The organism is Streptococcus oralis, assembly GCF_019929345.1.
GTDB lineage: Bacteria > Bacillota > Bacilli > Lactobacillales > Streptococcaceae > Streptococcus.
The window spans coordinates 53,824-66,692 of the sequence record NZ_JAHZPJ010000015.1; the positions used below are offsets into that span (position 1 = coordinate 53,824).

A 12,869-nucleotide genomic window follows, 5' to 3' on the forward strand; every position below is an offset into this window, starting at 1 on the left:
AGTAGAATCATGTTATAATATAAAATACTTTGATTATGAAAGGAAATTCTATGAAAACTTATGTTAAAACTTCACTAGCCCTAGTGGCTTCACTTGTCCTCCTACTCGGATGTTCCAAACAAGCATCTACACCTGCTAGCAGCAGTACCAAAGAAGACAAAACAACTCAGTCAAGCAAGAACAAACAAAATAGCCAACAATCATCTGAAAAGAAAGATGATACAGAAACCCACACATTTGTCCACAACAGCAAACCTGGAATCCATTCTACCTTGACTTATACTGTGAAGGGAGATGACGTTGTAAAACAAACTGTTCATAATGTACTTGACCCTGAAATACTTAATAATACCGCGGAAGGTATTAAGGAAATTGTTGACGATACTTATAAAGGTTACGAAGGAGTCAAAGGGGTGACACAAAAAGTTGAAATCCAAGATAGGAAAGTCATCCAAAACATCGAGGTTGACATGTCTGTCGCAAGTCTTGACGAACTGAAAAAAGCAATGCCGAATGAATATTATGGTATTGGAAACCGTGTAAGCTTTGCTGCTTCGAAAAAAAAGCTTAAAGAGGCTGGTTATACTGAACAAACCAACTAATGACTCGTTCTCATACAAAAAATTCTTGGTCGATGACCAAGAATTTTTTTATTCCATCTCAAAAACATCACTCTCCTGTTTGTTTGGTAGAACCAAGGAAAGCAAGATTCCGATAATAGCTGGCACTAGCCACGGAAGAGAGGCTGATGCAAACGGAAGTGCATTAACCAGATTTTCTAGAAACTCAATCTTAAAGGAACTTCCAAGAACACTTGCAAGAGCAATCGCTGTAACAAGCCCAATGGTTAATTGCATGCCCGGTTTTGATAGAGCGACAAACTTATTCACAATCACGATCATCACAATGGCGATGGTGATTGGGTACAAGATTACCAGTACTGGAACTGAATACTTAATAATTGCATCAAGTCCAAGATTGGCAATAGCAAATCCAATCAAGGTAAAGGCAGTGGCATAGACCTTGTAGCTGATTTGTGGGAAACGTCCGTTAAAGAACTCCGCTGTCGACACAATCAAGCCAACTGTCGTTGTGAAGCAGGTTACAGTTACCATAACAGCAAGGAAGAGTTGAGCTGTTGAACCAAAGATTTCCTGAGTTGCTTGCGACAAGATATAAACACCTGGTGTTCCACCCTTCATCACTTCTGCTGGTACTGGGAAGTGATTTCCAAGGAATCCTAAACCAATGTAAAGAGCGCTGAAAGCAAGAGCTACAACGATACCAACCACCCAAATAGTTGAAATGTATTCTTTCTTACTGGAGAATCCAAGTTGTTTCAAGGTTTGAACAGCAATCACACTAAAAGCCACTGAGGCAAGGGCATCCAAGGTATTATAACCTTCTAGGAAACCTGTACCAAAGGCAGAAGCTTGATAAGCAGCTGAAGCCGCTTGAGGACTTGTTCCACCGTATTTGAAGGCACCTAGTACAACCAAGATAACGATCAACAAGGCAAAGACTGGCGTTAAAACACGTCCAATTCGATCCAAAATCTTTGATGGATTAAGCGAAATCAAATAAGCCGCTGCAAAGTAAAGCACAGTAAAGACAATCAATCCTAGACCTTTGTTTGCTTCGGATAAGAGGGGACTAATCCCAACTTCGTAAGCTGTTGTGGCTGTACGCGGAATGGCAAAGAAGGGACCAATCGATAGATAGAGGACTGCAAGATAAAGTGTCGCAAACCAAGGTGAGATTTTCTTAGAAATCTCGTGAATGTATCCTTTCGGGTTTAGTGTTCCAATAATAAGTGTCAAGACGGCAATACCGACACCTGAAAAGACAAAACCTGCGATGGCAGGAAGAAACTGTTCTCCAGATAAAGCACCTAGAGAAGGCGGAAAGATCAAGTTCCCCGCACCAAAAAATATTCCAAACAGGAGCAAGCCTGTTAGGGCACCTTTTTTAGCCATAATAATCTCCTTCATATTTCTAAAATACTGACCTAGTATACCATGATTAAGACTCTGAAAAAAGTATCCAAAATTAATCATTGAATGTTTTCAATATTTTTAAAAATAAGAATTATCTAAAAACAAAATCCCTAACTCAGTTGGAACCGAGCAAGGGAAGATTAGGATCTATCGCCATAGAGGTTTAAAGATTTTCAAAGGCCGTCATTCCACCTTGGACATTGATGACCTTGTATCCATGTTCCTCTAAGAATTGGCAAGCACGAGCTGACCTCATCCCAGATTTGCAAATGACATAATGCAACTGGTCCTTGTCCAATTGATCATAGATATCAGCTAATTGACTAAGTGGTAGGTTCTGAGCACCTTCTAAATGAAGCGTCTCGAACTCTTCTACTTCTCTCACGTCCACTAGAGAAAGTTTCTCATTTTGATAAAGCTGGTAAAATGCGTCAAAGGTAATTTCTTTCATTCTTTTTCTCCTAAAATCGTTTTAATTCTTTTTTTCAATTCTGGCACCACTTCTGCCTCAAACCAAGGATTTTTAGCCATCCAGATTTGATTTCGTGGTGACGGGTGCACCAGAGGGAAAAATTCTGGTAGATAGTCTTTGTAGCGTTTTACCCGCTCTGTTACCTTGCCACTAACTTTCTCATGTAAATAATAGGCTTGGGCATATTGGCCAATCAAGAGGGTCAATTCAATGTTTGGACATTCCTTGAGGAGTTGTGGGTGCCATTTTTCTGCGAAACCTGTACGAGGTGGAAGGTCGCCTGATTTCCCATGTCCTGGGAAATAAAAGTCCATGGGAATAACTGCAAACAACCCTGAATTGTAAAAGGTGTCTTCATCAACACCTAACCACTCACGCAGACGATCACCACTCTTATCCTTCCAGTAAATTCCAGCTTCTTGCGTTTTAAAGCCCGGAGCTTGTCCGACAATATTGATGCGAGCAGTCTTTGGCGCCGCAAAGAGAGGTTCGATTCCGCGTTCTGTATAGCTGGCATTCTGTGGATCCGCCATAATGGCCTGCTTTATTCTTTCGATTTGAGACATCTGTTTTCCCTCCAAAAAGAAGTCCAAGCATAAAATCTCAGACTTCTATCGTTTTATTTGATCAATTCATAAATAGCTTCGGCATAGATTGCTGCTGCTCGGAAGAGATCATCCAAGGCGATAAATTCATTGGCTTGATGCATGGTGTCAATAGAGTCTGGGAACATGGCACCGTAGGCAACCCCACGTTCCAGCAAGCGACCAAAGGTCCCACCACCGATGACTTGTTCATGACCTTGAAGTCCAGTTTGTTTTTCATAGACATTCAACAAAGTTTGCACAAGTGGATCTTCCATTGGTACATAGTGAGGGGTGTGGCCGTGTTCAGAAAGACTAATAGAAGCAACTGGCAAGGTTTCAAGGATTGACTTGATTTGTTCTGGACTTGTTCCTTTTGGATAACGGAAGTTAAGAGCAATCGTATTGTCAGCACTTGTTTCATCAAAGCGGAAGACACCGGCATTCATAGAAAGGGCACCCATCTTTTCATCCACATGAGCCACCTTGAGATTTTCACCCTCATGGTCATTCAAGAGAATCTTACCAGCGATGTCGAGGTAGTCTTTTGCAGGTCCTGCAAAGTCAAACTGGCTGAGGAAGAGTGCTAGGTAAGTAGCTCCATTGACACCTGAAGCAGGCATAGCACCATGGGCTGATTTACCAATCACAGTCACCTTGTACTGGCCGTTTTCTTCTTGGAGTTCTCCTCTAAGTTTGTGCTCCGCAACAAAGGCATCTAATTTAGCTTGCAAGTCAGCCAAGTCACCTGAAACGACTGCTGTTGCTGATTCAGGTACCATGTTTTCACGCAATCCACCTGTGAAGCTGTGAAGACGAGCAGCACCTGTATTTTCACCTGCAAAGTGGAGGTATTCAGTGATGTTTCCTTTTTCACCATTGATGATTGGAAACTCAGCGTCTGGAGAGAAGCCAAAGTCTGGTTTTGCTAGTCCTACATGTTCAAAGTAGTAGTCCATGTCTGCCCAGCCTGATTCTTCGTCTGTTCCGACGATAAAGCGAACTTTCTTAGAAGTTGGAAGGCCTAATTCTTTGATGATTTTCAAACCATAGTAACAAGCTGTTGTAGGCCCCTTGTCGTCTGAAGCTCCACGCGCATAAAGACGACCGTCTTTGATAGTTGGTGTGTAAGGATCTGTGTCCCAACCACTACCAGCTGGCACCACGTCCATGTGAGCAAAGATTCCGAGAACTTCTTCTCCTTCACCAAACTCAAAATGTCCTGCGTAGTTATCGACATTCTTAGTTGGATAGCCGTCACGGTCTGCGATTTCAAGGAATTTTTCCAAGGCTTTTACTGGACCAGGTCCAAATGGATGCTCAGCATCCGCCTTACTGTCATCACGTTCTGAGTTGATTTCCAAAAGGCTAAACAAGTCAGCCAAGAGGTCTTCTTTGCGTTTTTCTACTTCTGCTGTAAAATCAATTGCTGTCATTTTTTCTTCTTTCTATCTTTTCTCGATGATTTCATCCACTGGCAAGCGGTAGCTTGGTTCCAATTTTTCATCTGTATAACCCACCGTAATCAAGAGTTCTGGGCGGAAACGGTCTTCGATGTCTAGAACTTCATTGGCTTTTGATTTATCAAATCCAAGAATAATGTTAGAACCGATTCCTTGGTCTGTCAGAGCGAGAACCAAGTTCATAGCAACCAAACCTGCATTGAGGGCTAGGTAGTCGCTGACTTGTTGTTCACTGTAACGCGCAAACTCGGCAGGCAGATTCTTCATAAAGTATTGAAGTTGCTCTTCAGAAAAGTTATTAGCGCCGCCAACTCGGGCAATCTTGCGAGCGCGTTTGGCTAGGTCTGTATCTGTAAATAGGGCAATGGTTACAGATGCTGATGATACCTGCTCAAAGTTCGAACCATAAGCTAATTTTGCCAATTCAGCATTTTTCTCACGAACGACCACAAATTTCCAAGGTTGGCTATTGTGGGCACTTGGGGCCAAGGTTGCGATTTCGATAGCCGTACGCACATCTTTGAGATCCACCGGCTTATCAGTGAAATGCTTGGTCGCATGACGTTTTTTATTTAATTCAAGAAATTTCATAATCGATTTCCTTTTCTAATTCTACTGCTTCCATTCTACCATATTTTGAAAGAGCTTGCAGAGATTTTTCATGGAAAGAAATTGGAACAAGGATGAGCCACCAAACGAAGTCCATCATTTTAATCAAGTCCCCCCATCCAGTTCCAACTAATTTTCAGGAGGGTAAAGAAACTAGTCTATCTTATATTCTGACTTTATAGCCTCCAAAAATTCCTTCACATCCTCTACATACCCATGCTTTTCTATTAAGCTAGCTAAGAGTTCTAGATTGTGCCCCCGATAGTTGTCATCTCGACGTAGTTCTTCATACATTTCGATAAAAGGAAGACCCTTGGACTTGGCCAATTCTAACTCTGCTTCATAATCATAGGAAACTTTCCGGAATAGAATATTTACCAATTCCCCATCTTCCACTTCTATCACGGCATACTGGGCACGGTGATTTTTTAACGCCTCCCAATCAAAATAGGGCATGCCAATCGTACCTGGATTGATGATTTGTTGCCCTTGACTGCCGTAACGAAGCAACTGCTTGTGGACATGGCCATAGACTGCCACGTCTGTTTCCTCATCTAGGAGTTGGTCAAATTTATCTGTGTTATTCCCAACAGACAAGTCACCACCATAGTTCTTATTTGGCAAATTATGAGAAAGAGAAAAGCGCAGCCCATCAATTTCTTTCTTTTCTAGCATAGGTAAGTTTCGTAGCCAGTCAATCGTTTCAGGATCCATTCGCTCCATCAAAAACTGGGTCAATCGCATGAGCTGGACTTCCTGTGGGTCTTCTAAGCCATATAGCCCATCTAAAGCCTCTAAGACACAATCATCCCAATTGCCTCGAACACTTGCTGTGATAGGAAGTTTCTTTAACAGAGCGACCAAGTCATTTGCACCTGGACCAGGTAGAAAAATATCTCCCAGAAGCCAATATTCTGTCGCTTCCTGTCTTTTAGCATCTGACAGAACTGCCTTCAAGGCCGTGGTATTCCCATGTATATCAGATAGAATTGCGATTTTATGTTTCATATTATTACTTTCTATTGTTTATTTTCAAATGATTGTATTGATAATTCAAACTATTTTTTTTACAAACTTATTTATCCGCATCGGCATTACTTATATTTGCTTCAATCATTGCTCTGACCTGCTGGCGTTGTTCCTCATTCAGATTCAACTTCTGTAGTTGTTTTTCAATACTAAATTCTGAGGTATCATATTTCTTATCATACATCTCTAATAATTTATTACGAAGAATAGGCTCGCTAATCAAATGAATTTCTTTTAATAGTTCTTCTTCATTTCCTTCATGCTCCTCTTTTTCATTAAGTCTTTCAATCATAGAATTAATCTTTGCTAAGGCAAAATCACCATAAATATTATCAATCAAATTTTCCTTCATGATTTCTTGTATATTCTTAGCGAAAGTATTTTGCAAAACTTTTCCTTCTGAATATCCCGTTTCTTGATTTTTTTCAATCATAATCACATTTCCTGGTTTAATATCAGATAACATATAGGGAGAATAAGTTGTGAAGATGAGTTGAATCTCCCTACCTTTTCCCTCGTCTTCCAATATTTCAGAAAGATTATTAATCAGAATTTTAATTAATCTCCTAGACCATTCTAAGTGCATTCCTGTTTCTAATTCATCAACTAGAAGTATAATATCCTCATCATTTTTTTCATACATCAGTAAATACGAATAAAGTTGTGAAAAAATTTCAATTAAGTTCCCTTCCCCAGTTGACATATGATAATTAGGAGTCTCTTTTAACAAATAATAATTATTAAAGTTTTCATTTAAATCATAACAAAACTTATCTACTAATTTTTTCGATTTTGTATGCTGAAATAGTCTGTCATTAAGTTCTTCATATAAAGATCTATTATTATTCGAGTATTTTAACAAAATTGAAGCAGAATTACTATCAATTAAGGAACCATTTTCTCGGATTTCTATAAAAATATTAACAATAGTAATTATTGATTCAACATACTCTTTTCTAATTTTCCTTGTTTCATCCTTTACCTCATTTTTGTCTAATTCCTTTACTATCTCTAAAAGTAAATTAATTCCAAAGTTCTCATAATCAGAAACATCTTCCGTTAAATATTTTTCACATTTAGACACTATAGATTCAGATAATAGTTTCTTTATAATTTCATTCTTTTCATAAAAAATATTATGTATGGACTTATATATTAAAAATCCTATGGCTTTTATCCCTCTCGGAATTGGGTTAGTATTATCTTTTAAACTATGGGATTCAATCTCTAATGAACAAGATAAAACTGAATTAATAATTTTACGATCGCTTAACCACAGGTATGAATGTATAAACATTGCTAATCCTTCTTGATTCAATGTTGTCCGATAACCAATAGTTCCTCCTCCCTTACTTTGCAGATTAACGTATAAGATATTTTTAGTATCATCATAATACTCTGGATCACAATCAAAACTTCCATCTTGATTTCTGTAAAAAGTCTGGCCCCAACATTCTTGTAGTGTTGCAACAGATAAATTATTGGAAGAAACCTTAAATCTTACTTTGTCTTCTTGTTTTCCTATTTCAAAAAGGAAAAAATACTGATTATCCGGGTCTTGTTGGTAATTTTCTGGCGAGTAAGTACCGATTAAATTTAAAATCGTTGTCTTTCCAGTCCCATTTATCCCAACTATTGGTGAAATATTATAAATAGACTCTCCATAAAAGTTTTCAATATAGTATGGATTTTTATCAATTTTTAATTCATTCGTTTCAAAATCAAAATTTACTTTATATTCGTCTGAGAAATTAATTATCTGTTCTTCAAAAAGCTTGTTATACTGTTTAATTACCAAAGCAATTAATTTCATTCTTCTTCTCCTACCAGTCCAATTTCTTTGCTAATATCTGTAACCATTTTTGAAAGTGGTCTTTTCCCATAATTTTCTTTATCTGTATAATAACCAACTATCATTCTATCTATCTCATATTTTGAAAACTTTTTATCGGACGTAGCTAAAATTTCTTCTAACTTAATTTTATAGCTATTACTATAAACTTCCTGCTTCCACAATAATTCTTGGACAACATCTGTGTGTAGTTTATATAGACTTCTTGTATCAATCACATATTTATCCTTTAATAATTTCTGTCTGACACTTAATTTATCCTTACTTTCTAATTGTTTTAACTCCTCCTCCGATATGTCATCCTTGATTATAATATCAATACTTTCTGAATTATTAATAAAATCTGCAGACTTTATATTCAAAGAAAATTTCAACAATTCATCAATATCAGTTATACTTTCATCATAGGGAGAGACATAAAATTTACTCGTACTCTTTTTATTATTACAACCATAACAAGAAGGAATCAGATTGTAAAAACATAAAGCGAATAGAGGATATTCATTCTTAGGGAAAAAATGATCCAATTGGCTCGTATTTGCTTCTTCCGTCACATTAATAAAATTACGATTACAATATGGACAAACTGTGACACTAGTTATGCGAACTAACTCTTTTTTGTCTATTTTATTATAATAGGATTCCAACTTTTCTTTGTATCGTTCAACAACATAATCCTTCAATACTGTATGAGATTTTTTAGTATGAATTCCATCAAACTTGTAACTTTGCACTAAATCATTAAACGATTTTTTTGAGCTCATCATTTCAACCAAAGTATCCATTTTATCCGGAAATATATCTTCAAAGTCCTTTAAGAATTCAGATTTTAAATTCTTCTTAATCAAGTCGATAAATTCTCTTGTATTCTTTGTTCTATCAACAATAATCCGTATATTATCAGTCAAATTTTTCTTTTTTCGGATTTTATCTAGATTATCATCAGTCTCATATGATAATATTCTTTTCAGATTAATACTAGTACTTACTCCTCTAATATACCCTATTTTTAACTGCTTAATTTCCTCATCACACTTTTCTATAAAATCGTTTTTTAAATGACTATAAATTTGATTAACCAAATCAGAAAATTTCTCCACATGTATTTTAAAAACCCATTCAACATCAGATGAGCTATCTATTTTTTCCTTTACGTTTAGTAAGGTAGAGTAGTCCGCCATCATAAGTTTTAGAAAGGCTCTATCTTGTTGTGTAAAATAGTCTTCCAATCCATTGTGAGATCCAAAATTCTTAAAAATTAACATATCTAATTCGTCTTTTTCTGGTAATTTCTCATAAATATCACGACAAAATTCATATACTTGTTTAGAATTGCTCTTTTTTATCGGAATCATTTTTCACCTCTAAACCTTAGTTTAATCATAATTATACCACAAAAGACCGTTTTCACGGTCTTGCTTTATATATTAACTATCAAACTCTACTAAAGGCTCAGCAACTTCTAACAAAGGACGGGATGGTGAACTGCACCCCCAAAGTTAGACAGAAAAATCTAACTTTGGAGGTGCAATTTAAATTTGGATGGTTCAATGCTCTTGATACTTTTGAGATTTCCTTCCCTAGATTTTTAACATTATTTCTCAATATTAATTAGAGATAAAAAATCAGAAAATGTATCAGCTATATAAAATACATTTTCATCATCAGAAGTCTCGGATAGACTAAAGTTACTATCCCAAAAATAGACTCCTTTATCCTCTCCTTCAGTAATCTGAATAAGCATTCCACCTCCATACTCTATACCAAATATAAAAGTAGAAATTGGTATTTCAGATTTATAATCATTATTCCAGCCGATTATATTAAAATTCTCATCGTTGTTTATGCCTAAAAAGAAATTAATTAACAATTCTTCCTTTAAGCTTGGAGTATTTAATACTAAATAATTATTCTTTGGACATCCACCATTTGTTTTTGACAAAAATTCTTTATAATCTGTAGGAAGAGAGATTCCCAATGTATCTTCCAATGAATTAAGTTCTGATTTATTTAAATTCCCAAATGTTTTTAAATTTTCTATAATGTTCATTGTTTCCCTTTCTTAATAATTGAAAAACCACCTCTGTGAGTAAACTGTGTATGAATTTTAGTCGGAACCTCTTGTAAAGTTTTCCCATCCTGATAAAGAATAAGTCCAATTATAAAATCGAGCTTATTGACTGTGATACCTAGCTTTTCACTACCTGAACAATTTCCTTAAAATCATCAGCAAGAACCTTAAATTGGCGATCAGAATATAGAAAATATCCTTCTAAACCTCTATGAATAATCGCATTGACTGTTGGATGAAATTCTCTATCTGTTGCATTAATGACAAATTGTGTCATTTCAAAGGCTACCTCGGGAGTATATTGAAGTTTCTCAATACCAATTCGAATCACCAAGGCTTGGACATTTTCTGGTGAAATAGAATCCTTTTGTGCCTTCCCATTTAACATTCCAAAGATATAAGCTGCTGCTAGCTGTCTATCAAGATCCTCATCCAAATCGATCGTGACTAAACTTAAAAATTTATCGACCATTTCGATAGCTTCATTTACAGTGTTTTCTTTCATGTTTTCACCTTATAAAACCTTATAGTACCCCTTGGTATAACCGCAAGGAATGTAGCCTGCTTGATATAAAGCATACAAATCATCATAAAATGTTGACTCAGCTTGGGGCACCTCTTTTTTGATGGTCAAGTAGATAGCTATGCCAATGATATCAAATTTAATCTGATCTTTCATGGATGCTACCAGTTTACCTTCCCCGATCAGGCTATCTAATCGTGTTTCAATTTCAGGAATTATTTCCTCTTTTGCATTATTTGCCAGTGAATTCCAGTGTTTATAAATGTCACTCTGGTTTTTAAAAAGATAAACACTAAAATCACCATCTTTTCCTAAGACAAAATTCTCCCACTTCAAACTATTGATACTCTTTTCTGCTTCCTGCAGTTTATTTATCTATTTGATAGGAACAGTCGTTTCTCTGTTTTCCTTTAAAAAGGGGAGCGAAATCAAATTTTTAATAACATCATCATATATTTTCATAAAAACCTCTATTTTATTTTGGGAAGATTCATTTTTCCTGGTATTCTAGGAACAAATTTTTCAGCTGTTAGTCCCTAAGAAACCTGCTGTTCCATAGCTTTGGATACAACATCCTTGGCTTGATTTGGCGTAAGTTCTGCATCCACTAATGATTTCTCTAAAGCAATGTTATATTCTGCCATAGTTGGACGGGTACAATGAAGTTCCCCACCCTTTCTATACTAATCCCAGAATTGCTCTAAGGATTCATGGGCTTTGTAGTGAGGACTTCCAATTTTATTGAAAGCCCTTCTTTATGTGGTATTACATCTTTAAAAGCAGCATTCTGATTTAAATGATGTGCTTGCCCTGAAATTGCTTTATTTTTTCTCAGGATTTTATAAGCTTCCACCAAGATACCGTCGTCTAGTTTAGTTCTTGAATCACGGCATCCCCCACCTCTTCCTTCAAAGTTCTGAATCTTTTGTCTGTGTTCGACAGAAAATTGCTGAATCTTTTTAGTCAGGTTCTCCAGTCTTTCTGAATAGTTGGCGGTCACACCAATTCCAGGAGTTTCTCCTGATAATTGAAACTCCAGTTCTCGTTGTCCTTGCATGGCTGCCAGATTTCGCTGGAAGTTCTTCCTTCGAACTCCTAACTCTGCATTGAGATTCTCAAGTTTTTCAGATACCTTCTCTGCCCCTGAAGCCATGGCTCGATTCTTCATATTGGAAACACGGTTCTTGAAGTTATCAAAACCTTCTCCTACTTGAACCTTGACATCGCCTGCCTTGGTCTTGATGTCCGTCCAGGCTGTGCGGACTCGGTCTTTGATGTTAGTTTTAAAGCTAGTCGCTTCACCACTACGAATATCAACATTGCCAGTTTTACTTGCTCGGAAAGCTTTGTATTTGTTTCCAAGGTGACCAATCATTTGACTGACTATAAAATATTAAAGAGATAAATATAGTATAACAAAAAAACTTCGAAAACGTTTAAACCATCCATGAATATGGATGGTTTGGACTATATTAAAATTACGCTTGTAGAGATGACTAGATTTCCCCTGGCTCATCCTCTTCTTCATCTATAACCTCAACATTTAAGATACCATCGTCTAGGTATTCTTCTTGAGTGATTTCTCCACTTTTAAACAAAAATTTTTTATTAAGTTTTGTTATCAATTTATCGGCATCATCCATTAAGACCTCCAGCCGTCTAAGCCCCCAAACAGTCTCAAGAATCCCATTCGTATAAAACTTGTTTTCTGAAGATTCAATAGAGTGAATCTGATTTTCTAAAAGCTCAAGTCCAGCTTTTAATTGGTTAACACTTGAATCCCAATCTTCTTGAATATCTTCGATAAAATCATCTAAGTTCTCCTGATTAAGGAGTTCACCATTAAATTTTTCGTTTAGTGATGAACAAATATGATAAATTTTTTCCAATACTTCTTTCATTTTTAAATGTTCCTTCCCAATGCGCTCTTTGTTTTAATATCATTAACTAATCCATCTAGATTAATAACTTTTTTAAATCTACCTCTCTTATCAAATACCTCAATATGATCTTTATGTATACCATCCAAGTATATCTGATCACCTTTTTTAAGACCTGGGATACTCTTGTCTACTACCTCATAAATAGCTTGTCCATCATAGTGTCTCTTTGTTTTTCTAACCGATTTTTTCAACTGTTCACCAAAATCAGTCTCAAAAAATTCCTGCATATTATTTACAGGTGTAGGAATCGTTCTTCCCCCACCTCTTCCTTCAAAGTTCTGAATCTTTTGTCTGTGTTCGACAGAAAATTGCTGAATCTTTTTGGT

At 36.4% G+C, this 12,869-nt stretch carries 16 protein-coding genes and 1 pseudogene; 1 reads left to right on the forward strand and 16 read right to left on the reverse strand.

Going from position 1 to position 12,869, the window contains the following annotated elements; all coding sequences use genetic code 11:
• The first annotated feature begins 50 nt into the window (after positions 1-50).
• Positions 51-602, forward strand: a complete 552-nt coding sequence (locus K1I97_RS09225) for a DUF1307 domain-containing protein (protein WP_223332257.1) — start codon at positions 51-53, stop codon at positions 600-602.
• Positions 603-650: 48 nt separating this feature from the next.
• Here K1I97_RS09225 and brnQ read toward each other — a convergent pair whose 3' ends face one another.
• The 16 genes and pseudogenes from brnQ to K1I97_RS09300 form a co-directional block, all read right to left on the reverse strand.
• Positions 651-1,976, reverse strand: a complete 1,326-nt coding sequence (gene brnQ, locus K1I97_RS09230) for a branched-chain amino acid transport system II carrier protein (RefSeq protein WP_223332258.1) — start codon at positions 1,974-1,976, stop codon at positions 651-653.
• 184 nt (positions 1,977-2,160) lie between these two features.
• Positions 2,161-2,448 carry a rhodanese-like domain-containing protein gene (locus tag K1I97_RS09235; protein ID WP_223332259.1) on the reverse strand — a complete coding sequence of 96 codons (288 nt, stop codon included), beginning with the start codon at positions 2,446-2,448 and terminating at the stop codon, positions 2,161-2,163.
• Positions 2,445-3,035, reverse strand: coding sequence for a uracil-DNA glycosylase family protein (locus K1I97_RS09240; protein WP_223332260.1), 591 nt, complete (start codon positions 3,033-3,035; stop codon positions 2,445-2,447). Before K1I97_RS09240 ends, K1I97_RS09235 begins: the two co-directional genes overlap by 4 nt.
• Positions 3,036-3,088: 53 nt before the next feature.
• Positions 3,089-4,489, reverse strand: coding sequence for a dipeptidase PepV (gene pepV, locus K1I97_RS09245; RefSeq protein WP_223332261.1), 1,401 nt, complete (start codon positions 4,487-4,489; stop codon positions 3,089-3,091).
• A 12-nt stretch (positions 4,490-4,501) separates the two neighbouring features.
• Positions 4,502-5,107: a nitroreductase family protein gene (locus K1I97_RS09250; protein ID WP_223332262.1), complete on the reverse strand. Its 606-nt coding sequence runs from the start codon at positions 5,105-5,107 to the stop codon at positions 4,502-4,504.
• Complete coding sequence (locus K1I97_RS10210) at positions 5,094-5,225, reverse strand: hypothetical protein (RefSeq protein WP_263284087.1); 132 nt, start codon at positions 5,223-5,225, stop codon at positions 5,094-5,096. Before K1I97_RS10210 ends, K1I97_RS09250 begins: the two co-directional genes overlap by 14 nt.
• Before the next feature lie 53 nt (positions 5,226-5,278).
• Positions 5,279-6,133: a metallophosphoesterase family protein gene (locus K1I97_RS09255; protein ID WP_223332263.1), complete on the reverse strand. Its 855-nt coding sequence runs from the start codon at positions 6,131-6,133 to the stop codon at positions 5,279-5,281.
• 67 nt (positions 6,134-6,200) lie between these two features.
• Entirely contained in the window at positions 6,201-7,967 is a 1,767-nt protein-coding gene (locus K1I97_RS09260; protein WP_223332264.1) for an AAA family ATPase, read from the reverse strand.
• Entirely contained in the window at positions 7,964-9,361 is a 1,398-nt protein-coding gene (locus tag K1I97_RS09265; protein WP_223332265.1) for an HNH endonuclease, read from the reverse strand. Before K1I97_RS09265 ends, K1I97_RS09260 begins: the two co-directional genes overlap by 4 nt.
• A gap of 239 nt (positions 9,362-9,600) precedes the next feature.
• Positions 9,601-10,056: an SMI1/KNR4 family protein gene (locus K1I97_RS09270; RefSeq protein WP_223332266.1), complete on the reverse strand. Its 456-nt coding sequence runs from the start codon at positions 10,054-10,056 to the stop codon at positions 9,601-9,603.
• Positions 10,053-10,193, reverse strand: coding sequence for an HNH endonuclease (locus K1I97_RS10230; protein ID WP_317628041.1), 141 nt, complete (start codon positions 10,191-10,193; stop codon positions 10,053-10,055). Before K1I97_RS10230 ends, K1I97_RS09270 begins: the two co-directional genes overlap by 4 nt.
• 2 nt (positions 10,194-10,195) lie before the next feature.
• Entirely contained in the window at positions 10,196-10,582 is a 387-nt protein-coding gene (gene imm48 / locus K1I97_RS09280) for an Imm48 family immunity protein (protein WP_223332267.1), read from the reverse strand.
• 9 nt (positions 10,583-10,591) lie between these two features.
• Positions 10,592-11,062: pseudogene (locus tag K1I97_RS09285) on the reverse strand (hypothetical protein).
• Positions 11,063-11,300: 238 nt separating this feature from the next.
• On the reverse strand, positions 11,301-11,975 hold the full coding sequence (locus K1I97_RS09290) for a hypothetical protein (protein ID WP_223332269.1): 675 nt from the start codon (positions 11,973-11,975) through the stop codon (positions 11,301-11,303).
• Positions 11,976-12,096: 121 nt separating this feature from the next.
• Positions 12,097-12,501 (reverse strand): hypothetical protein, encoded by a 405-nt coding sequence (locus K1I97_RS09295; protein ID WP_223332270.1) that lies wholly within the window; start codon positions 12,499-12,501, stop codon positions 12,097-12,099.
• Between the two features lie 2 nt (positions 12,502-12,503).
• Positions 12,504-12,869, reverse strand: a 366-nt coding sequence (locus tag K1I97_RS09300; RefSeq protein ID WP_263284088.1) for a hemagglutinin, incomplete at its 5' end; no start/stop codon positions are given.

Bases quoted from the DNA above. Each gene is read 5' to 3' on its own strand.
- K1I97_RS09295 (WP_223332270.1), bottom strand. From the start codon at position 12,501: ATGAAAGAAGTATTGGAAAAAATTTATCATATTTGTTCATCACTAAAC.
- K1I97_RS09260 (WP_223332264.1), bottom strand. From the start codon at position 7,967: ATGAAATTAATTGCTTTGGTAATTAAACAGTATAACAAGCTTTTTGAA.
- K1I97_RS09250 (WP_223332262.1), bottom strand. From the start codon at position 5,107: ATGAAATTTCTTGAATTAAATAAAAAACGTCATGCGACCAAGCATTTC.
- K1I97_RS09240 (WP_223332260.1), bottom strand. From the start codon at position 3,035: ATGTCTCAAATCGAAAGAATAAAGCAGGCCATTATGGCGGATCCACAG.
- K1I97_RS09265 (WP_223332265.1), bottom strand. From the start codon at position 9,361: ATGATTCCGATAAAAAAGAGCAATTCTAAACAAGTATATGAATTTTGT.
- K1I97_RS09255 (WP_223332263.1), bottom strand. From the start codon at position 6,133: ATGAAACATAAAATCGCAATTCTATCTGATATACATGGGAATACCACG.
- K1I97_RS09235 (WP_223332259.1), bottom strand. From the start codon at position 2,448: ATGAAAGAAATTACCTTTGACGCATTTTACCAGCTTTATCAAAATGAG.
- K1I97_RS09290 (WP_223332269.1), bottom strand. From the start codon at position 11,975: ATGATTGGTCACCTTGGAAACAAATACAAAGCTTTCCGAGCAAGTAAA.
- K1I97_RS09225 (WP_223332257.1), top strand. From the start codon at position 51: ATGAAAACTTATGTTAAAACTTCACTAGCCCTAGTGGCTTCACTTGTC.
- brnQ (WP_223332258.1), bottom strand. From the start codon at position 1,976: ATGGCTAAAAAAGGTGCCCTAACAGGCTTGCTCCTGTTTGGAATATTT.
- K1I97_RS10210 (WP_263284087.1), bottom strand. From the start codon at position 5,225: ATGATGGACTTCGTTTGGTGGCTCATCCTTGTTCCAATTTCTTTCCAT.
- K1I97_RS09270 (WP_223332266.1), bottom strand. From the start codon at position 10,056: ATGAACATTATAGAAAATTTAAAAACATTTGGGAATTTAAATAAATCA.
- pepV (WP_223332261.1), bottom strand. From the start codon at position 4,489: ATGACAGCAATTGATTTTACAGCAGAAGTAGAAAAACGCAAAGAAGAC.
- imm48 (WP_223332267.1), bottom strand. From the start codon at position 10,582: ATGAAAGAAAACACTGTAAATGAAGCTATCGAAATGGTCGATAAATTT.